Origin of the sequence: Filomicrobium sp., from assembly GCF_025698805.1 — a bacterium.
Lineage (GTDB): Bacteria > Pseudomonadota > Alphaproteobacteria > Rhizobiales > Hyphomicrobiaceae > Filomicrobium > Filomicrobium insigne.
Genome location: NZ_JAILWT010000001.1, coordinates 1 through 23,577 on the forward strand (window position 1 = coordinate 1; position 23,577 = coordinate 23,577).

The window sequence follows — 23,577 nt, forward strand, 5'->3', positions numbered from 1 at the left end:
GGCAAGTTGCTGGCCCGGCTCGGGGCCGTGGTGTTCGTTGCGATTGCCTTGACAGTGACCGCAATCGACATGGCGCGGAAGGACGAGCCTTCCGCGCCACCCTCTGCGCCGGCCTTCCAGCCCCCGGCCGATCCGTTGGGCGAAACCCTGCGCCGTTGCCAGCAGCTCGGCGAGGCGGCGGCGAGCGACACCGATTGCCTCGCCGCATGGGCAGAATCTCGCGACCGTTTCCTCGGCCGTGACCGCAGCGAGGCGCGCTGACCATGGGCAACACGGGCGTCATCGACAATTTTCTCGGAGTCTTCACCTCCTACATCGACAGCGGTTTTGGACTGCTCGGCGGCGAGGTCGCGTTCATCGCCACCACCCTGATCGTCATCGACGTGACGCTTGCCGCGCTGTTTTGGGCGTGGGGCGCGGATGACGACGTCATCGCCCGGCTGGTCAAAAAGACGCTGTTCATCGGCGTCTTCGCCTACATCATCAGCAATTGGAACAACCTCGCCCGGATCGTCTTCGAGAGCTTCGCCGGCCTCGGCCTCATGGCGTCGGGCACCGGCTTTTCCGTCGCCGATCTGATGCGGCCGGGCCGCGTGGCGCAGACCGGCCTCGACGCCGGCCGTCCGCTTCTCGATTCCATTTCCGACCTGATGGGCTGGATCGCCTTCTTTGAAAATTTCATCCAGATCGCGTGCCTGTTGTTCGCATGGGCGCTGGTGGTGCTGGCCTTCTTCATCCTCGCCATCCAGCTTTTCGTGACGCTGATCGAGTTCAAGCTGACCACGCTCGCCGGCTTCGTCCTGATCCCCTTCGGCCTTTTCGGCAAGACCGCGTTCATGGCCGAGAAGGTGCTTGGCAACGTGGTATCGTCCGGCATCAAGGTTCTGGTGCTCGCCGTCATCATCGGCATCGGCAGCACCCTGTTTTCGCAATTCACGGCCGGTTTCGGCGGGGCGACCCCGAGCATCGACGACGCCATGGCGATTGTGCTCGCCGCGCTGTCGCTGCTCGGCCTCGGCATCTTCGGCCCCGGCATTGCCAACGGCATCGTCTCTGGCGGCCCGCAGCTCGGCGCGGGCGCAGCCGTGGGAACCGGGCTTGCCGTCGCAGGTGCAGGCGTCGCCGCTGGCGGTGCAACCTTGCTCGCCGCCAAGGGTGGGGCTGCTGCCTTATCCGGCGGGGCCGCGGCCGTCCGCGGCGGTGCGGCCACCGCGGGCGCAGCGACCGCCGCCTATAGCGTCGGCTCGCTCGGCCAATCCGGTGCGGCCGGTGTCGCCTCCGGCCTTGGCGGTGTTGCCCGTGCCGCTGGATCGGCCGCCATCTCGCCGCTCAAACGTGCCGCCACCCGCGCCAGCGAAAGCGTCAAATCCAGCTTTTCCGGTGGCGCACGCGCGGCTTTCGGTGTGACCGGCGGTTCATCCACCGCAGGCACGGTTGGCGGCGCAAACGCCGATCCTATCGCAGCTGCATCCGGCCCGACCGGCAGCCCGCCCGCATGGGCGCAGCGGATGCGTCGCTCGCAGGCCATGAACCACGGCACCACCATGGCAGCCCATGCGGTGCGCTCCGGCGACAGCCACGGCTCCGGTCCCTCCATCAACCTTTCCGAAAGTGACCGCTCATGAGCATCTTCAAACGACCAGCAACCCACTACGGCAAATCGCCGGAACCCGAGACGCCCTATCAGAAGGCCGCGCAGGCATGGGACGAGCGTATCGGCTCGGCCCGCGTGCAGGCTCGCAACTGGCGGCTCATGGCCTTCGGCTCCTTGATTCTTTCCGCAGGCTTCGCCTCGGCGCTGGTCTGGCAGTCGGCACGAGGGACCGTGGTGCCATGGGTGGTGCAGGTCGATAATCTCGGACAGGCGCAGACCGTCGCTCCGGCCGCCACCGACTATCGCCCGACTGACCCGCAGATCGCTTTCCATCTCGGCCGCTTCATTGAGCAGGTCCGGGCGATCCCGGCAGACGCCATCATTGTCCGCCAGAACTGGCTTCGCGCCTACGAGTTCACCACAGATCGCGGCGCGGCGGCCTTGAACGACTACGCTCGCGCCAACGACCCGTTCACGCGCGTCGGCCGTCAGCAGATCGCCGTCGAGGTCTCGAGCGTCATCCGGGCGTCGCCCGACAGCTTCCGCGTGGCGTGGACCGAACGCCATTTCGAGAACGGCCAGCTTTCCACGACCGAGCGATGGACCGCGATCCTGACCATCGTGATCCAGACGCCACGCGACGCCGAACGCCTGCGCGCCAATCCGCTCGGCATCTACGTCAATGCAATCTCGTGGTCGCGGGAGATGAGCCAATGAGGATGATCACCCGCACCCCGACAATCGCAGCCGTGCTGCTTTCAGCCACCATGCTCGCAGGCTGCGCCACCAATCGCACCCAGCAATGGAGCTATGACGCCGAGGTGCCGCCGCTGCCCACCGTGCAGGCGGCCGCCACCGACGACACGCCCCGGCCGTTGCATGTGCCCCCGGCATGGACCGTGGCGCGGGGCGGGCAGGCTGCTGGCACACCGACCGGCCGCGTCGAGAACGCCAACGCAGCCGCCCGCGTCGAGCCGCGCCGGGAAGGTTACTATAACGCCATCCAGATTTTTCCGTGGAGCGAAGGCGCGCTCTATCAAGTTTATGCCGCAGTCGGGCAGATCACCAGCATCGCCCTGGAGCCGGGCGAGAGCCTGACTGGTGCAGGGCCGATCGCGGCCGGCGACACCGCCCGCTGGATCATCGGCGACACCGAGAGCGGCAGCGGCGCAAACCGCCGCGTCCATATACTTGTCAAACCGACGCGCCCCGACATTTCCACCAACCTTGTCGTCACCACCGACCGCCGCACCTACATGATCGAGTTGCGCGCGCGGGAATCGCTTTACATGCCCGCCGTGGCTTGGGCCTATCCCGCAACGCCCGGCCAGCGTCACACCGTCCCGGCCGCGCCGATTATCCCGACCGAGACCGCGAGGAATTACCGCTACGCCTTGCAGGTGCAGGGCGACAGCCCGCCATGGCGGCCCATTTCCGTCTTCGACGATGGCCGCCGCGTCTATGTCATCTTCCCGGCCGGGATCGTGCAAGGCGAGATGCCGCCGATTTTCGTGCTCGGATCGAACGGCGAACCGCAGATCGTCAACAGCCGGGTCCACCAGAACATCCTGATCGTGGACCGCCTGTTCGGCGCTGCCGAGCTGCGCCTTGGCTCTGGCAACCGCCAACAGGTCGTCAGGATCGTCCGCATCAATCCGACGCAGGCCGCCGCCGTGCAGCCCGCCAGCGCGACCGGAGATTCCCCGTCATGACAGACAACACCATCACCGATACCGCCGCGCCCATGCGGCTGCGCGCCGAGCCGCCCCGCGTCACGCGCCTGTCCCGCAAGATGCTGGCAGGCGTCGGCGCTGTCGCGCTGCTCGGCATCGGCGGCGCGCTGATCTACGCGCTCCAGACCCGCGATGCGGGGCCGGGAGGCGAAGAACTCTATTCGACCGAGAACCGCCCCACGGCGGACGGCTTGTCCGGCCTGCCGCGCGACTATACTGGCCCCGTTCTTGGGCCGGCGCTGCCGGGCGACCTTGGCCGTCCGATCCTCGACGCGCAGAACAGGGGCCAGCCGGTCGCGCCGCCCGTCATGACGACGCCCGCCGTCGATCCCGCAGAAGAACGCCGCCGTGCCGAGGAAGAAGCCGCGCGCTTGAGCAACGTGTTCTTCCAGTCTGGCCCGCGCACGGCAGCCCCGGCAGGAACGGCCATGCCCGGCCTTGCCGGTCTCGATCTTGGAGGACAGGCCGGCACGCAGGACCGGCACGCGGCTTTCCTCAATGGACCCGTGGACCGGCAGACCGTCACGCCGGATCGGGTCACGCCGCCAGCTTCGCCCTACATCCTTCAGGCGGGGGCCGTGATCCCGGCCGCACTCATCACCGGCATCCGTTCCGACCTTCCGGGCCAGATCACGGCGCAGGTGACGGAAAACGTCTATGACAGCCCGACCGGCTCGCTGCTCCTGATCCCGCAGGGCACGCGCATCATCGGCCAATATGATGACGGCGTGACCTTCGGACAGCGCAGGGTTTTGCTTGTATGGAACCGGCTGATCCTGCCGGGCGGCCGATCCATTGTCCTTGAACGCCTGCCGGGCGCGGACGCCAGCGGCTATGCCGGCCTTGAGGATGGCGTCGATTATCATTGGTGGGATCTGATGAAGGCGGCCGGGCTGTCCACATTGCTCGCAGTCGGCACGGAGCTGGCGACCAGTGACGAGGACAGGCTGATCCGGGCTATCCGCGACGGGGCGCAGGATACCGTCAATCAGGCCGGCCAGCAGATCGTCCAGCGCCAGTTGCAGGTCGCGCCCACGCTGACCATCAGGCCCGGTTTCCCGGTCAGGATCATCGTGACCCGCGACCTTGTGTTCGAGCCGGCAGGAGGTTGACCATGACCAGGCTGAAACTCGGCCCGCTGCCCGACGATAAGCCGGTCAAGGTGACGGTGGAGCTACCTGCGCCACTTCACCGCGATCTGGTCGCCTATGCCGAGGTGCTGGCCCGCGAAACCGGCCAGCCCGCCGCCGATCCCGTCAGGCTGATCGTGCCCATGCTGGAGCGGTTTATCGCCACGGATCGCGGCTTCGCAAAGGCACGGCGAACTTAGATTCTCGCGCCTCGTGTTCTGCTAGAATGGTATCTCGTCCGAATCGTCCGCTGCCGGTGAAGGGGGAAGCGCACCCTTCGGCAGCGGCAGGTTCGTCACGATGAAAAGATTGAGTATATCTTCGCGGTCCATAAACATGACCTGCGAACGCTTAGTCGCGTCCAGCCGCTCACCTAGCCAGTTTTTCGCCTGCTTGGTTATCTCGCCCCCGGCAACGATGAATGCGTGATCGACCAGCACGCGCCTGTTCACCTCCGGGTCGAATATCTCGTGTCCGAGCATCATCGTTACTTGATTCAGTATCTCGCCAATGTTGTTCGACCCGCCCTTGCTCATGCCCGCCGAATCCAGCTTCCCTTTCTTAGCTTGGATGCCAAAGTAGAGGACATGGAGCGTCGGCAGCGTGAACTTCATCCATACGTCCTTGCCGTATTCTAGGGACTTATCCTTGTGGCCAACAGCAGTTACGCGATGGAATCCGAGTTGTCGGAATAGCGGTAGCAAAACCTCCTCAATCAACTCGTCCTCCGCGCACTTGTCGAGATATGCGGTTAGCAGCTCTTTGCGCTGTAGCTCTTGCGGAGTAAGCGGACGATGTGGGTTGGCAACCTCCGCGACCGTATTCGTTGCGATATGTCGAAGCTGACCGGTGCCGTGTTCATCATAGAACGCCTCCCAGCCTTCACGCGCGAGCACTATATTCAAGGCGGCGAGTGCCTTACTCCGGTCCTCGTCACCTTCTTCCGCCTCTCCCTTGTCGAGCACACGCCGGATGATCCGCACAAACGCGTCGGGCGGAACCGATGGGCGCGAATGAGGCATTGCAAGCACTTCTTCCAAGCGCGCAGCGGTCCAAGCCCAGCGCGTTGATCCATCGTGGGCATATTCAAGGTCGCAGTCCTCGAAGAACTCGGTGATGTAGCTGCTCGACCGATAAGGAAAGTGATCGACATTGCCACACACAATATCGGCCAACGCTCGGAGATTTCGATTCTTCCACTGCATGATTTGAACTTACGTTGAGCAAACCAGCACAGCAACGTCACTGCAAAAGTAAAAAGGGGGTGCCGCCAGCGCATAGGCACAAATGCGGCACGCTACAGGCCGCCGACTGCCCTCCATGGTTCGCTTAATTCCGGGGCCTTGATCGCCCCGGAATCCACCAGAACCAAGGAGGGTTCCATGTGCGCAGAGCGCCGCCGCGCCCGCAAAGGGCGACCGCGACAGCCGATCCCCGAAACGCTGCCCGAAGACCTCTACGACTATACCGACGAACCCACGCCAGACGGCCGGGAGCGCCGCAGGTCGCCGCTTCGCATCGTCGATGTGGAGTCGTTGCCGGTCTTCGACGACTGGCCCGAGAAGGTGCCGATCACCGAGGAAGAGCTGCAAATCTTCGAGCGGTATTTCGGCGACGTGCTCGACCGGCTGTTCGGCCCAATCGACGATCCCGCCAAACAGGGCTTGCCGCCATTAACAACTGATGGTAACGGTAAGCCATGAGCGAGGATCGTGACCCGAGCCTCGACACGCTACTGGACCTCGACGGACAGGTGCTCGTTGTCGATCCCGAGGGCGGCCATTGGGTGAAGTTCATCGTCACCCGCGTTCCGGCCTCGCCGGAAAAGCCGCATGGCCTCGATTATTCGCTCACGCTTCACGGGCCTTCGGGCGAACGGCTGGTTGGCTTCGATAACGCCCATCCGGTCGGCCGGGGCAGGCGCGGCGAGCCGATGGACCATCGGCACCGCCTCCAGACCGTGAAGCCCTACGCCTACGAGGACGCGGCCACGCTGCTGGCCGACTTCTGGCAGGCGGTGGACGCGGTGTTGAAGGAGCGAGGCGTAACATGACCACGTTGAAAGTCGGGATTGCCGACTATGAAGAAATGAAGGCCCGCACCATGCGGATCGCCAAGGGCGAGGAAAAGCCGGCGGCCGACGATCCGAAGGTGTGGTTCACGTCCACGGAATCCTTCGCGCAAATCCTGTCCAGTGGGAATCGCGAGTTGCTTCGTGTCATCGACGAGCAGTCGCCCGGCTCGCTGGAGGAATTGTCGCGGATCACCGGGCGGTCGAAGCCCAGCCTGTCCCGAACCCTCAAGACAATGGCGAACTACGGCCTTGTCCGCATGGACCCCGGCGAAGGCCAGAAGGTCGTGCCCAAGGTGCTGCATGATCGCGTGGCGCTGGAATTGCCGCTGATCGAGCGCCGTGCCGCGAAAGGAAGCGCGCTATGAATATGCAAAGTCCCCATGTCGCGCTGCGCGCCGCGCTCTACCTGCGCGTCTCCACGACGCGGCAGGCCGAGCATGACGTGTCGATCCCCGACCAGCGCAAGCAGGGTGAGGCTTATTGCGCCTCGCGCGGCTACCAGCTTGTCGAAACCTTCGTGGAAGCCGGCGCATCTGCGACCAACGACCGCCGGCCCGAGTTTCAACGGATGATCGAGGCAGGCACGTCCAAGCCCGCGCCCTTCGATGTTGTCGTGGTCCATTCGTTCAGCCGGTTCTTCCGCGATCACTTCGAGCTGGAGTTCAACGTCAGGAAACTCGCCAAGAACGGCGTCAAGCTGGTCTCCATCACGCAGGAAATGGGGGATGACCCCATGCACGTCATGATGCGGCAGATCATGGCGCTGTTCGATGAATACCAGTCCAAGGAGAACGGCAAGCACGTCATGCGGGCGTTGAAGGAGAACGCCCGGCAAGGCTTCTGGAACGGCTCGCTGCCGCCCATCGGTTACCGCGTCGTCGATGCAGAACAGCGCGGCGCAAAGATGAAGAAGAAGCTGGAGATCGACCCGCTTCATGCCGACACCGTGCGGCTGATTTTCCGCCTTGCGTCAGAGGGGAACGGCACGTCCGGCCCCATGGGCGTCAAGAACATCGTCAACCACCTGAACAAGCACCGCATGTTCACCCGCAACGGCGGGCGTTGGGGCATCGGCCAGCTTCACCGTGTTCTGACCCGGCGCACCTATATCGGCGAACATCGCTTCAATCGCCGCTCCAACAAGGGCGTGGTGAAGCCCGAGGAAGAAATCGTCACCGTCCCGGTGCCGGCCCTGATCGACCTTGAGATATTCGAGGCCGTGCAGAACCGCTTGAAGGTGAACAACCCGAAGGTGACGCCGCCGCGCGTCGTCAGTGGCCCGAACCTGCTGACCGGCATTTGCCATTGCGGCAATTGCGGAGGCGCGATGACGCTGCGCACCGGCAAGAACGGCCGCTATCGCTACTATGCCTGTTCGATCCGGGCGCGGCAGGGCGAAACCGGCTGCAAGGGCCGGGCGATCCCCATGGACAAGCTCGACCGCATTGTGGTCAGCCATATCGAGGAAAGGCTGCTCGACCCCGAGCGGATCGAAGACGTGCTCGCCTCGCTGCTGGATCGTCGGCAAGAGGGCGTCGAGCGGCGAAGCCAGCATATCGCGGAGCTGAACCATCGCGCGGCCGAGGCCGACAATCGCCTCAAGCGCCTCTACGACGCCATTGAAGCCGGTTCGCTCGACCCGGCCGAATCCTCGCTTGGCGAGCGCATCGCGGGCCTCACGGCACTTCGGGATCAAGCGCGCGCCGACGCCACGCGGATCGAAGCCATGCTCGCAAGCTCCACCCACCAGCGCCTCACAGGGGCAGCCGTGCGGGAACTGGCGAGCGAAGCACGCACGCGACTGCGGCTTGCAAAGGGCGGCTATCGGCGGGAACACGTCCGGGCCTTTGCCCAGCACGTCGAGGTCGCGGACGACGCGATCTACATCAAGGGCAGCAAAAACGTCCTGTTGCGGACGCTGGTAGCTACCAAGGGAGGGAAAACGGCGGGAATCGGCGTTCCCGGTTTTATACCGAAGTGGCGGAGGGAGAGGGATTCGAACCCTCGAGACGGTTGCCCGCCTACACGCGTTCCAGGCGTGCGCCTTCAACCACTCGGCCACCCCTCCAGACTGATCTCGCAAGAGAAGGCGCGCACTATAGCGAGATCGTGAGCGAGCGCAATACACTGATTGCCTCAATGATTTCAACGGAATTTAGAGGTTCGTCGAATCCGAATGTTCAGAGGCGACAGGGCGCAGGATGGCGAACTCTCGTGTTGAAGATAGCATTCGCCATTGTTGACCTTGCGCGCGCCGCATCTCCCCGCTAGCCAAGAGGAGACAAAACTGTCGGCAGGTGCCCGCCCAATGATGCTCATACGCCAGCTTGCTCACCTCATCTCGCGGATTTTGATGATCCCGGTGCATGTGGCGACGAATCTTGTGCGGCTCGTGGTGCGTTTCGCAACGCTGCTTGTACGCCTGATCGGCAACATTGGGCGTACCGCGCTGCGATTCCTCGCCTATGTTCTGCTGCTCGTCGCCGCTATCGCCTTCGTCGCGGACGCGACTCCTGCGCTGAGCGGCATCAGCGCGTTCCGCGGAACACCATTTTCGGAGCACATTGCCGAGCTTGCACCACAATCGCTGATCGCGGCCCAGAAGGCCGTGTCGGAAGCCACCTATCCGTGGGTCTGGGCCTACGGTGTAAACCTGCTTATCGGGCTTCCAACATTCCTGCTTTTCGGGCTCGCGGGAACATGGGCCGCTTATGCAGGCCGTCGACGCAAACAGATCGACGTTTACGCCAACTGAGCTTTCTCTTCTTGGAGCTTATCTGCCTGTCGAGGGTGGTGGCACGGTCGCGGGGCCAGACCAGATGCTGCCGAGCAAGGCTGCATGGCCGATATGGCTGTCATCCCGCTCAGACGCGATACCCAGGCCAACCAACAGTACCAAGCTGCCGACCATGATCGTCATCATGAGGTTATGGCGGGCATTGAGCGCTTTGATTTCTTCGGGCTCAATCGGCGCTACTTCGCGTCCCACAGCCATCAAACCAAGGAATTTCTTCATGGCCGACCGACGTACGTCGCCGCCGTCGATGATTTCCGCATCGGCTCGCGCGGCGATTTTCTCGCCGATCTCGGTGAACGGCAAGCAGGGGTCCACATTGGCTTCGTTGACATACCCGAGACGATAATAACTACCGTCCTTCAATCGAATGCGTGCGCCCTTCATCATAACGGGGGCCAAAGTACCACCGTAGACTTCGCGTCTGATTTCGATCGCGGCGATATCTTCATAGGGGATGTCACGGAGTTCATAGCTGAACGGCGACATGAGCCCCCGCCCCTGGGGCAAGCTCAGTCGGACCGTCTTCTCGCCGAACACCACGCGTGAACGGATCGAGAAGATCAGCTCTACGAAGATTAAATACATGATTGCCGTGAACGCGACGGCAAGTATGGCGAGACCGACAGTGCCTGCCCAATGCCCTTGGGACACACGCCAGAACAGCATAGGTCCGAGACTGACGAAGAAGGGTAAAAGGAGAAGGAAGATCAACGAGAAGGAGATCGTGCGCCCAGCGCCTGCCTGGAACCTCTCTCGCCCCTCGGTCAGAGCCCCTGTGGGTTTTGGGCGTGACGCCATGGCAGTCTCTTTCTGGGGCGCATTTTCCGCGCCGGATGTCGCCTCAACCATCACATCCCTCCTACACCGTTACCTCAAACGCCCCCTGACGACGCTGGTATGCCCCATATTTTCGGGGCATTTGCCCCGAGTTCGCGAAGTCGTGTTGTCCTACAGACTATTCTCACGCACGTTGACCTTCGCACGGTGGCCGGGCGGACTATATCATTGGAAAAGGCAATCTGAAGGTGATTTGCGATCATGTTTTCGTTCTCAAAGAAGATTGAAATGCCGCAGCCGTCGAAGGCTTTACCGGGTCGTCCCGACCCAATCCCAACAGCCGAAACCCACTACGTGCTCGGCACGAAGCTGCAAGAGCCCTATCCTACCGACACCGAGAAGGCCTTGTTCGGCATGGGGTGCTTTTGGGGCGCAGAACGGAAATTCTGGGAACTGGGCGAAGGGATTTACGCTACGGCGGTTGGTTATGCGGGCGGATTTACGCCGAATCCGACCTACCACGAAGTCTGTACGGGCCTGACCGGGCATAACGAGGTGGTGCTCGTTGTCTATCGGCCCGAGATCATTTCCTATGAACGTCTGCTGCAGACATTCTGGGAGAGCCACGATCCAACGCAGGGGATGCAACAAGGCAACGACGTTGGCACGCAATATCGCTCCGGCATCTACGCATTCACGCCAGCGCAGCGAGACGCGGCGGACTCCTCGAAGAAAATGTACGAAGCCGCGCTAAAGGCGAAGGGATACGGGCCGATTACAACCGAGATAAAGGACGCGCCTGCGTTCTACTTCGCCGAAGCTGACCACCAGCAATACTTAGCAAAAGTTCCGCACGGATACTGCGGACTGGGTGGCACGGGCGTCAGCTGTCCGATCGGCACAGGGGTGTCGCAGGGCGCATGAACCTGCGCTTCGCGCGGGCAAAAAACGACGGTCAACGCGTGGGGGATACGGCCGCAGCCCGTGACACCGGTTTCCGTGCGGGTGCCAGAACATGTTCGATCTGTTTTTTCGGGCTACCGGCCGATGCCGCGGTGAGAACATCCTCGCAAGCGTTCGGCAGATCCGTCAGCGTGACCTCGGGCTTGGGCTTCGACGGCTTCTTGGCCTCAGTCTTCGGCTTTGGCTTTTTCGGCTGTTCCAGCCACGCCTTTGTGTCGCGATACCATTTTTCGGCATGCGCACAGCTCGTGTGGGTTGGTGGCCCTTGTCCGGTACATCCGTCTGAATTTTCCGGGCATTTGATGCGAATGTGCATATGATAATGGTGCCCAGGCCAGCCTTGAATCTTTTGCAGCCAGGGCTTGTCTCCGCCTTCCGCCCGGCAGAGGGCGAGTTTTATGGCAGGGTTCACACCAATCCGCTCAACCTCGGGATAGGAAGCAGCACGTTGGATAAGTTTCACGTGCTTGGTTGTGAATACCTTGGGATCAACTGACAAGGTGTCGGCCAGCATTGATACGGCTGACGTCGTTTCGCGCTCCGCCCAGCTCAGTCGCCGATCCGGCATCGGTGTCAGCCAGATATCAGCATCAAGCCCAATCTGATGGCTCGCGTGACCCGACAGCATCGGTCCGCCGCGCGGCTGTGTTAGATCGCCCACAAGGAGGCCAGGCCAGTCGTCCTCCCGCTTGGCGTCCGTCGCCAACCTTTCAATGAGCTTGATGAGATTTGGATGGCCCCAATTGCGGTTGCGTGACAGACGCATCGCCTGCCACGCCGGCCCGTCAATCGGCAAGGCCTGACCGCCCGCTAAGCAACCGCGTGAGTAAAACCCAATGGCACGTGGCTTGAGGTCAGCGGGGCGATCCTTGGAACCAAACAGCTGTTTTGCCGGTGTCGGCTTCGGCACGGCTGGTTTAGGGGCCGGAGGCACAATCACGTCTGCAACGGCCGTCTGAGCGATGGCGGCAGGCGTAAATGCAGCCGTACCTGCTGCACAGGAAACGACGATCGCACCGGCTGCAACGAGCCGTGTCAATAGAAAAGCTCGCATTTCTCAGCCCCCGTAGGCCAATTTTGAACGAGGTTAGCAAATGCTAGTCTCTGGTGCGACGAAATTGAGGCAAGCCTTTTCTGTGGTCTCGTTCAGACACGTTTCACGTTGGGATTTGGCTGATCTTTGGGTGGTTCATGTCGGCGCGCAAGTGGCTTCCAGGGTAGTCTCAGGCTCCACCATAGCCGCGTCGGATCCTCGGTTTGATACTGCGAGAGACCAATGGTCATTCCTTCATGGCCGCCTTTCGGCTGTGCCACGTAAGTTCCGAACAACCGATCCCAGATCGACAAGTTGAAGCCGTAGTTGGAATCGTGTTCGCGATTCAGCACAGAGTGGTGGACTCGGTGCATGTCCGGTGTCACCAAAAACAGACGGAGAAACCCGTCAACCGAAGCGGGCAAACGTAGATTCGCATGGTTGAACATGGCGCATCCGTTGAGAATGACCTCGAATAGGATGACAGCCAGAGGCGCCGCGCCCAACGCCAGGACGCAAACGATTTTCCAAAGCATCGACAGGCCGATCTCGATGGGGTGAAATCGCAACGCCGTCGTGACATCTATGTCTCGGTCCGCGTGGTGCATGCGATGCAGGCGCCAGAACACGGGGATTTTGTGCGACATCAAGTGCTGGAACCAGATCGCCAGATCAAGCACCAGAAGGGCAATCACGATCTCAAGCCATCCCGGCAACGCAACCATGTTCAGGATGCCCCAGCCATGACTGGCCGCGAATATCGCCGCGGCAACCGCAACAAGCGGAACGGCCAAGGCTCCCATCGCGCGTACGACGAGGCTACCGAGAGCAACGATCGAGATATTGGTCAGCCAGCGCCGAGCCTTCGAGGCCACCAGCTTCCGGCGCGGCGCCCATAGCTCGCAAGCTGCCAGCACGACAAGGATCGAAATGAATGCCGAAAGGCGAAATATTGGTTCAGAAATGCCGGGAAAAACGTCCACTGGCTTTGCCTCGCTCGAATGAGTGTTGAGACTACACTGGCGCACCCCATTGCGCACATTCCCTCACGAAGCTTTGTGAAAAGCCTTTCGGGGATGGTGCGCGTGTCACTTCGGCCAACAGGAAATACCATGATCAATCTACTGACCTGTGCCCCGGAAAAATCGAGCAAGTCTCGTTCCGCACTGCCGCATCTATTACTGGCACACGGAGCGGGGCAAGGCATGGCAAGCCCGTTCTTCGAAACGCTCACTGGCCTGCTTGTGTCGCGCGGGGTCGGCGTTACCCGCTTCGAGTTTGCTTATATGGCGGCGCGCCAGCAGGATGGCAAACGACGACCGCCGCCCCGGATGCCGGTACTTCTGGATGAATACCGCGTCGCCGTAGCCACGTTGCGCGAGATCCTTGGTTCCAAGCCACACATCGTTATTGGCGGCAAGTCGATGGGTGGACGCGCCGCCTGCATGATCGCAGATGATCTTTTCACTAAGGGCGCCATCGCCGGCCTAGTGTGTATGGGCTATCCTTTTCACCCGCCGAAGAAGCCCGACACGCTGCGCACCGCTCACCTCGTACACTTACAAACGCCCGGACTCATTGTGCAGGGCGAGCGCGATCCATTCGGGACGCGTGAGGACGTCTCAAGCTATTCCCTATCGCCGGCGATCCAGATCGCGTGGATGGGCGACGGCGATCATGACCTCTCGCCCCGAGTCAAATCCGGGTTCACGCGAACAGGCAATCTGGAGACCGCCGCCGAAGCCATGCATTCGTTCCTAGCGTGTCTCAGCAAGTGAACCACGACCGGCCGGTTCACCTGTGTGCGACCAGACTAAACGTCACAGCGGCTGGTGGCGCGCAAGGGCTCCGCGTTCGATCGCGGATGTCGTTAGCTTGTCGAGATGCAGATGCTGACGGAGCAATTGCAGGAAGCGACGCTCCTCAATTACGACGTCGTCGGTTACAGCAACCTCGCATGCAAGCGCATACGCCGTTTCGCGAAGATGCTCGGGGAGCGCCGAAGCGATTGTTTCGAGTGTTGCGATCAACCCATCCGGGCCTGACATTAACTTGCCGCAGGCCTGAGCGTGCTCAATCAGGTTCGTCTCGTCGAAATCGCGGAAAACTGGCAACTCCTTGACGATCCAGCCGATGCGTCTCAATTCGGGGTCCGACATAAGATTATCCACCGCCGAGGTGGTAATCATCGTGTAGATCAATGCGGCTTGGGGCGAAATTTTTTGGCTCATGGTTATCCCTCTTGTTCCCCGACGGGCTCTATGTAGCTGACCGGCTCGTTATCGCAAAGAATGTCTAAAGTTGCATGGGCTGATGCTAGATGCGTTGACGAATACGATCGCTGGCAACTAGGGTCATTCCGCTTTTCGTTGAATGACGGAATGACCCTAGTTGTTTGTTTTTATCGTGCTTCTCATCGGAAAACCGGTTTCCACTTTTCCGGAAGCACTCTAGGTTGCCGCTGACTTCGTGTTCTTTCCGGTTCCGGCGAACGTTTCGGTGGCTTAATACCCTACGTATCAGACGTCTTGCGCGACAGCCCAGCGCGCCTCTTCACCCGGACCAAAACCTACCAGAGCGAACTATGAGCATCGACATTGACCCGGATCTGCTGGCAGCCGCCAGTACCGCTAAGGCGTGGCCATTTGAAGAAGCGCGCCGCCTGATCAAACGGCTTGAGCGGAATAAGGACGGGCAAGAAAAAACGGTCATCTTCGAGACCGGCTATGGTCCCTCGGGCCTGCCGCACATCGGCACGTTCGGTGAGGTTGCACGCACGTCCATGGTGCGGCATGCTTTCAACGTGCTGACAGAGGGGCGCCGCAAGACCCGCCTGATTTGCTTTTCGGACGACATGGACGGTTTGCGGAAGGTCCCCAGCAACGTGCCGAACCAGGAGATGCTGAAAGAGTATCTGGATAAGCCGTTGTCGCGTGTGCCCGATCCATTTTCGAGTGAGCATCCAAGCTTTGCCGCGCACAATAACGCGCGGCTCAGAGCCTTTCTCGACAGCTTCGGCTTTGACTACGAATTCTACTCTGCGACCGAATGCTACACGAGCGGCATGATGGATGCGACACTGCTGCGCATGCTCGCCGCCTATGACGACGTGATGAACATCATCCTGCCAACACTCGGGGCAGAACGTCGGGCAACGTACTCACCATTTCTGCCTGTGTGTCCTCGTACCGGAAAAGTCCTGCAGGTGCCGATGATCGCGCGCAACGTCGAAGCGGGCACAGTCACATACGTCGATCCCGAGACTGGGGAGAATGTTGAAACCAAGGTCACCGGCGGCGCGGTCAAGTGTCAGTGGAAGGCAGATTGGGCGATGCGATGGGTCGCGCTTGGCGTCGACTACGAAATGGCAGGGAAGGACCTCATCGACTCGGTCACGTTATCGTCCAAGATCGCACGCGCACTCGGTGGCACGCCGCCAGAGGGCTTCAACTACGAGCTGTTCCTGGACGAGAAGGGAGAGAAGATCTCCAAGTCCAAGGGGAATGGCCTGACGATTGATGAATGGCTTACTTACGCATCGCCAGCGAGTCTGGCGTTGTTCATGTTCCAGAAGCCGAAGACCGCAAAGCGGCTCTACTTCGATATCATTCCGAAGACAGTGGATGAGTATCTGCAGTTTCTCGCGTCCTACGAAGGACAGGACGCGAAGCAGAAACTTGAAAACCCGGTCTGGCACCTGCACGACGGGCATCCGCCAGCAGCAGAACTGCCGATCAGCTTCGCGCTGTTGCTCAATCTTGTGTCCGCTTCCAATGCCGAGGATAAACAGGTGCTCTGGGGATTTATCCGGCGGCGCGCCCCCGGGGCGACGGCTGAAAACCATCCTCTACTCGACGAGCTCGCGGACTATGCGCTCACCTACTATCGAGATTTTGTTGCGCCGACCAAGCAGTTCCGAGCGGCCAACGAGCAGGAACGGCAAGCGCTCAGTGCTCTCGATGCTGCGTTGGCAGCTGCCCCTGCCGATGCCAGCGGGGCCGATTTGCAAAATCTCGTTTACGAGGCGGGCAAATCAAACGGCTACACGAAGGAAACGCTGCGCGAGTGGTTCAAGGCGATCTATGAAGTCCTGCTGGGCTCATCACAGGGACCGCGCTTCGGTTCGTTTGTCGAACTCTACGGGATCGACAACACCCGTACTCTGATCGCGAAAGGCCTCAACGGCGAACTGATCAAATAAGATTTCAGGACAATGCCGTCCCCTTTACCTCACGAATTGTCCGAGGACGGTCTTGTGGTATCGGGCCGGTCTGCAGATGTCTGGGGGTCATGTTCAGCCGTGTCATCGCCCACGGCGGTGTCTTCATCGTATTCGGCATTCGCTTGAGGTAGACGTACACGTGCCGCACGGATGCGTTGGATCGACGGGCCACGCTCGGGGAGTTCTGGGATCGGTCCGTCAATCCGCCAAATTGTTTTGAACGCCTCCATCAATCGAATATGGCGCGCTTCAAGCGTCGCCCGCGTCCAATCCTCCAGACTGCGAAACTCTTCAGTCAGATGCAGTGCATGCGCCTCCGCGTCGGGGAAATAGATGTCATGCTTGGCCCTGAAGTCATGCTGGCGCGCATCGGCATTGCGGCTTTCCTCCATCAGGAGAAGGTTCCCAATGGACCAGGCGCATGCCTGACGATTTTCCGCACCCGGAAAAGCCTGATTCCAGCCACTCGCACGCGCCAAACGTTCGCCTTTCGGCAAGACATGCTCGACGGTGTACGCAGTGTTTTCGAGCAAGCCAAGATAATGCGAAATCGGCAGACCGCTGAAATGCGCATCAAGGCGTATCAGGATGGCCTTCGACGCACCATTGGCTGCATCCTTGAGTCTCAGAGCCGCGCGCCGCAAAAGCGCGGCTTGTTGATGGTCGTCCAGCGCAAACAGACTTTCGGGATCGCGGACGCTGTCGCTGGCATGCAGTTCTGCGATAATCCGCCGGTAAGACGCGCGTCGCTCACTCTGGATGGGGCGCAGCACGGAGAGCGCCAGGGCATAACGATCGAGGGCTTTCAGAAATGCGCATAGGGCCGTCTGATCCTCCTTGAAGCGGATCAATGCCAGCATTGCGACGGGGACCCATTCGTCATCGCAGAAACGCTCCAACACGCGCAGACGGCCCAACAATTCGCCAGCCTCGCGCATTGTATTATGTCCGTCCTCACGACCCCGGGTCACAACGTAGGCGTCGGCCATCGGCTCAAAGATTGACTGCGCGAAACGCTGCGGACCTCCAGCGCGCGCGACCGCTCGGCGCAACTGCGTGATCATGCGGTCGTTAGACCATTCCTGCGCGAGCCCTAGGTGTGTAAAGAACGTCTTGCCCTGACGACGACCAGCTTTGCGCGGTTCGCGATAACGCGACATCTGAGCGATGATTGGCTGATAGCGGCGGCGTTGCTCAGCATGGAGGGGCCCAATGACTTCCGCGAGGATGACATCCTCTTCGGTAAGCGGAAGGCCGGGTTTGTTGATGCTGAGGAATATCCCGTGCGCATAGTCAATATCGTGCGTCCAGAGAGTCAGAACTCTACAGCTTTCAAATAGAAACTCGGCGATGCCTGCACGTCGCTCAGCCGACATTGGCCGGATGCGCCGAACAAAGAAGCTGCGTATTTCCTCCATATTCGATTGCGCTTCATTGCCTGGCTCGAGGACGGGGCGTCCTCGCGGGCTGCGCGTTGCGCCCGGTCTTTGAATGGCGCGGCGGAAGAACGCTGCATCAGCCTCACGCGGCGTGACGTGGAACGTATCGGTCTGCAATCGCCCGACACCCGGGAGCAATGCAATGCGCCGGTGTAGTTCAGGCTGCTCTTCAAGCGGAGCAAAGTCTCGCAGGACCGCGATCAGGATCGTGAGTGTCAGCAAACGCTGTTGGCCATCAACGACGAGGCTCGTGCGCACAGACGCTTCCGGATCATCCGAGCCGACAAACAGCATGGTGCCAAGGAATAGCGGCAGCGCGGGTTGTACCTCCGCAGCATTTTCCGCAGCGGCGATGATGTCGTCGAGAAGCCGATCCGCTTGTTCCTCGCGCCAGGAATAATCGCGCTGGAAGGCGGGAATCTGAAAAGCAGAATGACCGCTCAGCAATCGGCCAATGGCCGTATCTTCTGACTTAAGCGTGTAGCTCATGCTTGGAGAATCGCAGTTCGCAGCCCCGCCATTCTGCATGGGTGCGGCGATGCATGCGATGTGTCAAGCATAACAGGTCAAAATGGGAGTTCCCAAGCTGTGAACAGTGTCGCTATCAGGCGCTCTGTGCGCGCATCAATCTCGGCAATCCGCCATTGCGCTTGCTCAGCCGCCTGGCGGGACAACGCGACGCGAGAGTTTGCCAGAACCGTCCGCTTCACGTCCCAATCCGACGAGCCCGCCTGCTGATTTTCATCGAATGTCAGCAGAGTGAGGTTTCCAAGCCTGTTCGTGTAAGCCTTTACGAATGCCCGCGAGCGAAAATCCTGATGCCACAGCCGATCCGGTGGCGGACTGAGTGGCAGGATGTGCTCTATCGTCAGCGTCTCATCGTTAGACAGCTCAACAATGTCGTCACCTAGTTCGACGCTGAGACGACGCAGCACGACGGGAGAAAATTTCTTAGCGCGGAAGCTCACGCTACGCAGAGCCTTGAGCGCCGGGTTCCGTAACCTCCCTTCAATATCCAATTCGCGCATCGCGGTCACATCGGCGACGGTATCTATCTGCCTGAGGAGGCGGATTATTCGATTTTCCTGCCGATCAGGATCGACGCCTGCCAGACGCATAACCCAGACGAGACGCTCAAGACGCCGGAAGAATAGTTCTGCCGCCGGATCATCAACGCCCCGTGTCGACATCCAATGTAACGCCGCCGGCACCCACACCTGATCATTGACCCACGACATCTTCGTAATCGCGGCAACGATTTTTGGCGCCAGGGCCTGCGCGGCCGCATTCGGCAGCCTTATCGCAGCAAGGCTACGTGCGTGCGGCAGGAACACATCTTCCATAAACGCCGCGCCTGCACGATTCAGCGCAAAGTTCCGGCAGATGTCGGTCTCCAGGGGCGCACTTGAGCGTTTGCGCATATGGAGCGTACGAACGTGACCCAGGAGCGCGTGTGTGTCAGCCGATCCAAGAATATGTTCGCATTCATCCCAAAGAACGCTGGAGCGCGTCCGCTGATCGGCCGGCATGACGCCAAGCAACGATGCTTTAGCGTATGCGGTTTCATTAAATGCGAGACGCGTCTCTTCCTCGACGCGGAGCATTTCCCAGGCTTGTTCTTCGCCATCGGTCGTGGAGACAACGACATAGCACTTGCTGGCTAGAAATCTTGCCAAGTCCCGCCGCTCAGCATCCGACACATCGCCTGAAGTCAATTCCGACCTCAGATGGTCTCGGTTTTCGACAACGTTCTGTTCGGTTTCGGAGAGGCTCATGCGGTCTTCTTCGGGCTCAACGGAGGTTGAGCCAGGACATTGGACATGAGCTTCCAGAAACTCAGACAACGCAGCCTGCGGCGCAAGCCGGTACGCCGGACGCGTCATATCCGCATCAGATATCGGATCGGCGATCAGAGCCTGCAGCCATTCTTGCTCGTTAGCATCGGCTTCAAGATCGCGGAGTACTGCAAACAAGATCGTCAGAGACAAGAGCCGTTGCTGACCGTCAACCAACGCGGTGTCGGTGCCCGTTCCGCTGGTCGCTAACATCACTTTGCCGAGCATGTAGTGGCTCGCCCCTCCACGCATTGCAGCGACGACGTTGGCTAGCAGACGGCTGATATGCTGCGTCTGCCATGCATAAGCGCGCTGAAACCAAGGCAGGCGAAATGTGTAGCGGCCCGACAGCAACTCGCTTACGGCCAGCAGCTCAACGCGCACGGGAGGGTCGCTCGATGCGGATCGTGGATGGGGGAACGGGTCGCTTAAAGCATCCGCCGGACCACTCGGCGTCGAACTCATCAATTTTTCCTTTTACCGTCACGCCATACAAGTAACGCGGGCCGACAGCACCCTAAAAGGGGCACGCGACAAAACACCAAATCACAATGTCAAGGTAGACAATTCCCTAACGGCGTAGCGACGCAGGTGGAGTATTCTGCCATATCAACATCGAACGAAAGCCTCCTGGCGATTAGGTCGTCCCCGTCCGAGGCAATTTCTCCGTAAGCCGGATCCCTTAGATCGGCGAGGTTCACGGACCGTTCCGTAATGTAGCATAGTGCCCCCTTTGATGGCCCCCAAATCTTTTGTCCTGACGTCCGCGATGTGCGAGTTTGAATATCCACGAAGGATTGCGGATTGGACACATCGGAATTGTGACGCCGGCGAGAACAAGAGGCAGAGACATGCAGTCGCACGATCATCAGCAGACCGACCCGGTTTACAAGATTGTCCGAGAGGATGACTGGGCAGCGGCATGCCGCGCCGGTGTCTATCTGGGATCCGCGGACGATAAGCGCGATGGGTTCATTCATCTTTCCGCAGCCCACCAATTGTCGGATACAGCCCGCAAGCACTTTAAGGATCAGCGTAATTTGATACTTGTGCGTTTCCAGGCCAGCGATCTCGGCACGGGATTGCGATGGGAAACGTCACGGGGCGGAGAATTGTTCCCGCATTTTTACGGCTCTCTGCCGACGGTTCTTGCGCGGGAGCAGAATGCATTGCCGCTCGATGCCGACGGCATCCCTGTTTTGCCGGAGGTCGTTGTATCATGATGGAAACTCTGTTCGGTGCCGGCCAGTCGCTTTTGCTGGCACTACCGCCTGAGGTCGCTCATGAAACGACGCTTCGGGCGTTGGAGATGGGGTGCTACCCCCGTCATGTCGCCCATGTGCATCCAAAACTGGAACAAACAGTTTGGGGAATGAAATTTCCCAACCCGTTGGGGATCGCCGCCGGATTCGACAAGGATGCCCGCGTCGTTGACGCCGTGTTGGCTATGGGCTGCGGTTTTGCGGAGGTGGGCACGGTAACTCCAAAACCACAGTCAGGAAATCCGACACCGCGATTGTTCAGGCTGCCGAGAGAAGGTGCCGTTATCAATCGCCTGGGTTTCAACAATGGCGGTCACGACGCGGCATTGAAGCGTCTGCAGCAACGGCGGGATGGCGGCATCGTTGGCGTAAACATCGGTGCCAACAAGGACACGAAGGACCGCGCCGAAGATTACGTCGCAGGAATTGAAAAATTCTATGATGTGGCGAGCTATTTCACGGTCAACATCTCGTCCCCCAACACGCCGGGCTTACGCGAATTGCAGGCCCCGGCGGCTCTCGACGACCTTGTCGGGCGCGTCATGGACATGCGGGCCAAGCTCATCGCTCAAGGAAAGCCGCGACGACCGGTGATTGTAAAAATCGCGCCAGACATCGCAGAAGAAGATATCGCCGGAATTTGCGATCAGCTTGTCCGACACCATGTGGATGGCATCGCCGTCTCCAACACCACGCTCGCAAGACCTGGCATTTCCGGTGCGATCGCGCGCCAGGGCGGGGGGCTTTCGGGGCGACCTCTTTTCGACCGGTCGACGGCTATGCTCGGGCGTGTCTACGTTGCGACTGAAGGCAAAATTCCGCTTATAGGAATCGGCGGAATCGACAGCGGAGAACGGGCTCTCACCAAGATACGTGCCGGCGCCACGCTCATTCAGCTCTACACCGGATTGATATTCAACGGCCCAGGACTGATCAAAAGCATCACGCAGCGGTTGGCGCGGGCGTGCGAGGCAGCGCAGGTCAGTTCGATCCAAGGGCTTGTTGGAATAGAGGCGGAAACGTGGGCTAACCGACCACTCGACGCTTAGCTTGGGATCGCTTGACGCGCCGCACGTTCGACGGGAAACGCATCGTCGACGAGGGACCGGTAACGCGCTGCTAGCGTAATCGCGCGCGTGACGTTCAAAATGATAAGCGCCAGCCATAGCCCGTCGTTGCCGAAGGCTGGATGCAATATCGCCCAAGCCGCCATGAACACGACGAGGCTGATTAAAGCCATGTTGCGCATATCGACAGAACGCGTGGCTCCGATAAAGATGCCGTCAAGCTGAAAACAGACGACACCGACGACCGGAACGAGCGCTGCCCAGTGCAGGTAAACCCGCGCCGCCGCACGTACGTCGGGACTGATCGTCAAGAGATCAATGAGCGTTCCGCCCAAAAGCATCAGAGCCGTGCCAAGAGCCAGACTGATCAGTCCGGCCCATAGGCTCGACAGCCTGACAGCAGCGTCGAACTGAGAGCGATTGCGCGCTCCGATCGCACGACCGACCAACGATTCCGCGGCAAAAGCGAAGCCATCCAGAAAGTAGGCCATAAAGCTCACGAACTGCATGAGTACGGCGTTCGCGGCGAGGACTACGTCACCAGACGCTGCGGACTGAAAGACAAACCAGGTGAACGCCGTCAGCAAGCAAAGCGTGCGGATCATGATGTCGGTGTTGACCGCAATCGCACGACGCAAGTGTTCTGGAGCCAACACAGCGGTGAAATCCGGAAATCCGCCAATACGTGCCAATACCCGCGTCGCGATGACCAATCCGACGACAGCCGCTGCGATTTCGGCGATGACCGTGCCCAGCGCAACGCCAGCTACATTCCAGCCAAGCCCGAGTACGAACCACGCGTCGAGGATGGCGTTGAGCCCGTTCAAGAGCACCTGAAGCAACAAAGCGATACGGGCGCGACCAAGGCCGATAAACCAACCAAGTAGCGCATAGTTTGCCAGGGCAGCCGGCGCGCTCCAGATGCGGATGGCGAAATAATTGTGGGCTTCGCCCTCTACGGCCTTGGACCCCTCCACCATCAGGAACGCGAACCAGGAAAGCGGCGCCTGAAGCAGGATCAGCGCGCTGCCCGCGACCGCAGCGATTAGCAGCGCGCGGCCTAAGGCTGCGCCTACCTCGACGGAATCGCCAGCACCATCAGCCTGAGCCGTCAGCCCCGTCGTGCCCATCCGCAGGAAACCGAACGCCCAGTACAGAAAAGTAAATATCGTTGAACTGAGTGCGACAGCACCGATGTAATGGGGCGCAGGAAGCTGACCGACGACGGCCGTATCGACGAGACCTATGAGCGGGGTCGAGACGTTGGACGCGATAATCGGCAGCGCAATCGCTAATACGCTGGTATGCGTTACGTTGATCGACGCTTGCGCCGCCTTAGGGGTTGCGGTCATCTGACGAGCGCGTACCCAGGAGGCCGAACACACGCGCAATCAGCCAGATCGGCACAACGACAAGCGCACCGAGGAGCAAGTAGCCCAGGATCCAGTCGATGGCGCCGAACCCGAGGTCATAAATGTGGCGGATCAATGCGTCGAGGCGCGCGAGAAAGTTCTGTGGGGTAATGCCCATGGCCGATAGGACAATGCCTACCACGATCGACAGTACAACGAGCCGGATGATGACACTGATCGGGTTGCCCCCGAAAAGCGTATTACGGTCCATGATCTTGGTCTCACTTCTCGATAAAACG

Annotated in this window: 24 protein-coding genes, 1 tRNA gene and 1 pseudogene; 16 read left to right on the plus strand and 10 right to left on the minus strand. The window is 60.4% G+C overall.

Annotated elements, in window-relative coordinates; all coding sequences use genetic code 11:
* The 6 genes from trbK-alt to K5845_RS00030 form a co-directional block, all read left to right on the plus strand.
* A partial coding sequence (trbK-alt, locus tag K5845_RS00005) for a putative entry exclusion protein TrbK-alt (RefSeq protein ID WP_287957901.1) occupies positions 1–261 on the plus strand: 261 nt, incomplete at its 5' end.
* 2 nt (positions 262–263) lie between these two features.
* Complete coding sequence (gene trbL, locus K5845_RS00010) at positions 264–1,625, plus strand: P-type conjugative transfer protein TrbL (protein ID WP_287957902.1); 1,362 nt, start codon at positions 264–266, stop codon at positions 1,623–1,625.
* A complete protein-coding gene (gene trbF / locus K5845_RS00015) occupies positions 1,622–2,311 on the plus strand; it encodes a conjugal transfer protein TrbF (protein WP_287957904.1) in 690 nt (229 codons plus the stop codon). Before trbL ends, trbF begins: the two co-directional genes overlap by 4 nt.
* The gene (gene trbG / locus K5845_RS00020; RefSeq protein WP_287957905.1) at positions 2,308–3,306 is read left to right on the plus strand and encodes a P-type conjugative transfer protein TrbG; all 999 of its coding nucleotides are present in this window, start codon (positions 2,308–2,310) and stop codon (positions 3,304–3,306) included. Before trbF ends, trbG begins: the two co-directional genes overlap by 4 nt.
* Entirely contained in the window at positions 3,303–4,439 is a 1,137-nt protein-coding gene (locus K5845_RS00025; protein ID WP_287957907.1) for a TraB/TrbI/VirB10 family type IV secretion system protein, read from the plus strand. Before trbG ends, K5845_RS00025 begins: the two co-directional genes overlap by 4 nt.
* Positions 4,440–4,441: 2 nt before the next feature.
* A complete protein-coding gene (locus K5845_RS00030) occupies positions 4,442–4,657 on the plus strand; it encodes a DUF2274 domain-containing protein (protein WP_287957908.1) in 216 nt (71 codons plus the stop codon).
* Between the two features lie 21 nt (positions 4,658–4,678).
* Here K5845_RS00030 and K5845_RS00035 read toward each other — a convergent pair whose 3' ends face one another.
* Positions 4,679–5,662 (minus strand): PDDEXK family nuclease, encoded by a 984-nt coding sequence (locus K5845_RS00035; protein ID WP_287957909.1) that lies wholly within the window; start codon positions 5,660–5,662, stop codon positions 4,679–4,681.
* Positions 5,663–5,839: 177 nt separating this feature from the next.
* Here K5845_RS00035 and K5845_RS00040 point away from each other — a divergent pair, with 177 nt between their 5' ends.
* The 4 genes and pseudogenes from K5845_RS00040 to K5845_RS00055 form a co-directional block, all read left to right on the plus strand.
* Positions 5,840–6,160, plus strand: a complete 321-nt coding sequence (locus tag K5845_RS00040; protein WP_287957910.1) for a hypothetical protein — start codon at positions 5,840–5,842, stop codon at positions 6,158–6,160.
* A complete protein-coding gene (locus K5845_RS00045; protein ID WP_287957912.1) occupies positions 6,157–6,510 on the plus strand; it encodes a toxin-antitoxin system TumE family protein in 354 nt (117 codons plus the stop codon). Before K5845_RS00040 ends, K5845_RS00045 begins: the two co-directional genes overlap by 4 nt.
* Complete coding sequence (locus K5845_RS00050; protein WP_287957913.1) at positions 6,507–6,896, plus strand: HVO_A0114 family putative DNA-binding protein; 390 nt, start codon at positions 6,507–6,509, stop codon at positions 6,894–6,896. The genes K5845_RS00045 and K5845_RS00050 overlap by 4 nt, the downstream gene beginning before the upstream one ends.
* A 2-nt stretch (positions 6,897–6,898) precedes the next feature.
* Positions 6,899–7,933 (plus strand): annotated as a pseudogene (locus tag K5845_RS00055) (recombinase family protein); the annotation flags it as partial.
* A 576-nt stretch (positions 7,934–8,509) separates the two neighbouring features.
* Here K5845_RS00055 and K5845_RS00060 read toward each other — a convergent pair.
* Positions 8,510–8,599, minus strand: a tRNA-Ser gene (locus K5845_RS00060).
* A gap of 240 nt (positions 8,600–8,839) precedes the next feature.
* Between K5845_RS00060 and K5845_RS00065 the strand changes: the two genes are divergently transcribed.
* Positions 8,840–9,286 (plus strand): hypothetical protein, encoded by a 447-nt coding sequence (locus K5845_RS00065; RefSeq protein ID WP_287957915.1) that lies wholly within the window; start codon positions 8,840–8,842, stop codon positions 9,284–9,286.
* Positions 9,287–9,304: 18 nt separating this feature from the next.
* Here the strand turns inward: K5845_RS00065 and K5845_RS00070 are convergent, their stop codons facing one another.
* Positions 9,305–10,177, minus strand: a complete 873-nt coding sequence (locus K5845_RS00070; RefSeq protein ID WP_287957916.1) for a hypothetical protein — start codon at positions 10,175–10,177, stop codon at positions 9,305–9,307.
* 189 nt (positions 10,178–10,366) lie between these two features.
* On the opposite strand from K5845_RS00070, the gene msrA reads away from it, so the two are divergent.
* Complete coding sequence (gene msrA / locus K5845_RS00075) at positions 10,367–11,029, plus strand: peptide-methionine (S)-S-oxide reductase MsrA (protein WP_287957917.1); 663 nt, start codon at positions 10,367–10,369, stop codon at positions 11,027–11,029.
* Between the two features lie 31 nt (positions 11,030–11,060).
* Here msrA and mepA read toward each other — a convergent pair whose 3' ends face one another.
* The gene (gene mepA / locus K5845_RS00080; protein ID WP_287957918.1) at positions 11,061–12,122 is read right to left on the minus strand and encodes a penicillin-insensitive murein endopeptidase; all 1,062 of its coding nucleotides are present in this window, start codon (positions 12,120–12,122) and stop codon (positions 11,061–11,063) included.
* Between the two features lie 92 nt (positions 12,123–12,214).
* Positions 12,215–13,084, minus strand: a complete 870-nt coding sequence (locus K5845_RS00085; protein WP_287957919.1) for a sterol desaturase family protein — start codon at positions 13,082–13,084, stop codon at positions 12,215–12,217.
* A gap of 129 nt (positions 13,085–13,213) precedes the next feature.
* On the opposite strand from K5845_RS00085, the gene K5845_RS00090 reads away from it, so the two are divergent.
* Entirely contained in the window at positions 13,214–13,879 is a 666-nt protein-coding gene (locus tag K5845_RS00090) for an alpha/beta hydrolase family protein (protein ID WP_287957920.1), read from the plus strand.
* A 42-nt stretch (positions 13,880–13,921) separates the two neighbouring features.
* Here the strand turns inward: K5845_RS00090 and K5845_RS00095 are convergent, their stop codons facing one another.
* Positions 13,922–14,332, minus strand: a complete 411-nt coding sequence (locus K5845_RS00095; RefSeq protein WP_287957922.1) for a tellurite resistance TerB family protein — start codon at positions 14,330–14,332, stop codon at positions 13,922–13,924.
* Between the two features lie 353 nt (positions 14,333–14,685).
* On the opposite strand from K5845_RS00095, the gene K5845_RS00100 reads away from it, so the two are divergent.
* A complete protein-coding gene (locus tag K5845_RS00100) occupies positions 14,686–16,302 on the plus strand; it encodes a lysine--tRNA ligase (protein WP_090226279.1) in 1,617 nt (538 codons plus the stop codon).
* Between the two features lie 29 nt (positions 16,303–16,331).
* Here the strand turns inward: K5845_RS00100 and K5845_RS00105 are convergent, their stop codons facing one another.
* Positions 16,332–18,251 (minus strand): DUF262 domain-containing protein, encoded by a 1,920-nt coding sequence (locus tag K5845_RS00105; protein WP_287957923.1) that lies wholly within the window; start codon positions 18,249–18,251, stop codon positions 16,332–16,334.
* Positions 18,252–18,328: 77 nt separating this feature from the next.
* Positions 18,329–20,062, minus strand: coding sequence for a DUF262 domain-containing protein (locus K5845_RS00110; RefSeq protein WP_090226284.1), 1,734 nt, complete (start codon positions 20,060–20,062; stop codon positions 18,329–18,331).
* Between the two features lie 386 nt (positions 20,063–20,448).
* Here K5845_RS00110 and K5845_RS00115 point away from each other — a divergent pair, with 386 nt between their 5' ends.
* Positions 20,449–20,820 (plus strand): DUF952 domain-containing protein, encoded by a 372-nt coding sequence (locus tag K5845_RS00115; protein ID WP_287957924.1) that lies wholly within the window; start codon positions 20,449–20,451, stop codon positions 20,818–20,820.
* Positions 20,817–21,908 carry a quinone-dependent dihydroorotate dehydrogenase gene (locus K5845_RS00120; RefSeq protein ID WP_287957926.1) on the plus strand — a complete coding sequence of 364 codons (1,092 nt, stop codon included), beginning with the start codon at positions 20,817–20,819 and terminating at the stop codon, positions 21,906–21,908. Before K5845_RS00115 ends, K5845_RS00120 begins: the two co-directional genes overlap by 4 nt.
* On the opposite strand, the gene K5845_RS00125 is transcribed toward K5845_RS00120, so the two are convergent.
* Positions 21,905–23,278: an MATE family efflux transporter gene (locus K5845_RS00125; protein WP_046477943.1), complete on the minus strand. Its 1,374-nt coding sequence runs from the start codon at positions 23,276–23,278 to the stop codon at positions 21,905–21,907. The two genes, K5845_RS00120 and K5845_RS00125, sit on opposite strands and share 4 nt — an antisense overlap.
* Positions 23,262–23,549, minus strand: coding sequence for a DUF6460 domain-containing protein (locus K5845_RS00130; protein WP_046477942.1), 288 nt, complete (start codon positions 23,547–23,549; stop codon positions 23,262–23,264). Before K5845_RS00130 ends, K5845_RS00125 begins: the two co-directional genes overlap by 17 nt.
* Between the last annotated feature and the right edge of the window lie 28 nt (positions 23,550–23,577).

Coding starts and splice junctions, on each gene's coding strand:
- trbL (WP_287957902.1), top strand. CDS start 264: ATGGGCAACACGGGCGTCATCGACAATTTTCTCGGAGTCTTCACCTCC.
- trbF (WP_287957904.1), top strand. CDS start 1,622: ATGAGCATCTTCAAACGACCAGCAACCCACTACGGCAAATCGCCGGAA.
- trbG (WP_287957905.1), top strand. CDS start 2,308: ATGAGGATGATCACCCGCACCCCGACAATCGCAGCCGTGCTGCTTTCA.
- K5845_RS00025 (WP_287957907.1), top strand. CDS start 3,303: ATGACAGACAACACCATCACCGATACCGCCGCGCCCATGCGGCTGCGC.
- K5845_RS00030 (WP_287957908.1), top strand. CDS start 4,442: ATGACCAGGCTGAAACTCGGCCCGCTGCCCGACGATAAGCCGGTCAAG.
- K5845_RS00035 (WP_287957909.1), bottom strand. CDS start 5,662: ATGCAGTGGAAGAATCGAAATCTCCGAGCGTTGGCCGATATTGTGTGT.
- K5845_RS00040 (WP_287957910.1), top strand. CDS start 5,840: ATGTGCGCAGAGCGCCGCCGCGCCCGCAAAGGGCGACCGCGACAGCCG.
- K5845_RS00045 (WP_287957912.1), top strand. CDS start 6,157: ATGAGCGAGGATCGTGACCCGAGCCTCGACACGCTACTGGACCTCGAC.
- K5845_RS00050 (WP_287957913.1), top strand. CDS start 6,507: ATGACCACGTTGAAAGTCGGGATTGCCGACTATGAAGAAATGAAGGCC.
- K5845_RS00065 (WP_287957915.1), top strand. CDS start 8,840: ATGATGCTCATACGCCAGCTTGCTCACCTCATCTCGCGGATTTTGATG.
- K5845_RS00070 (WP_287957916.1), bottom strand. CDS start 10,177: ATGGTTGAGGCGACATCCGGCGCGGAAAATGCGCCCCAGAAAGAGACT.
- msrA (WP_287957917.1), top strand. CDS start 10,367: ATGTTTTCGTTCTCAAAGAAGATTGAAATGCCGCAGCCGTCGAAGGCT.
- mepA (WP_287957918.1), bottom strand. CDS start 12,122: ATGCGAGCTTTTCTATTGACACGGCTCGTTGCAGCCGGTGCGATCGTC.
- K5845_RS00090 (WP_287957920.1), top strand. CDS start 13,214: ATGATCAATCTACTGACCTGTGCCCCGGAAAAATCGAGCAAGTCTCGT.
- K5845_RS00095 (WP_287957922.1), bottom strand. CDS start 14,332: ATGAGCCAAAAAATTTCGCCCCAAGCCGCATTGATCTACACGATGATT.
- K5845_RS00100 (WP_090226279.1), top strand. CDS start 14,686: ATGAGCATCGACATTGACCCGGATCTGCTGGCAGCCGCCAGTACCGCT.
- K5845_RS00105 (WP_287957923.1), bottom strand. CDS start 18,251: ATGAGCTACACGCTTAAGTCAGAAGATACGGCCATTGGCCGATTGCTG.
- K5845_RS00110 (WP_090226284.1), bottom strand. CDS start 20,062: ATGAGTTCGACGCCGAGTGGTCCGGCGGATGCTTTAAGCGACCCGTTC.
- K5845_RS00115 (WP_287957924.1), top strand. CDS start 20,449: ATGCAGTCGCACGATCATCAGCAGACCGACCCGGTTTACAAGATTGTC.
- K5845_RS00120 (WP_287957926.1), top strand. CDS start 20,817: ATGATGGAAACTCTGTTCGGTGCCGGCCAGTCGCTTTTGCTGGCACTA.
- K5845_RS00125 (WP_046477943.1), bottom strand. CDS start 23,278: ATGACCGCAACCCCTAAGGCGGCGCAAGCGTCGATCAACGTAACGCAT.
- K5845_RS00130 (WP_046477942.1), bottom strand. CDS start 23,549: ATGGACCGTAATACGCTTTTCGGGGGCAACCCGATCAGTGTCATCATC.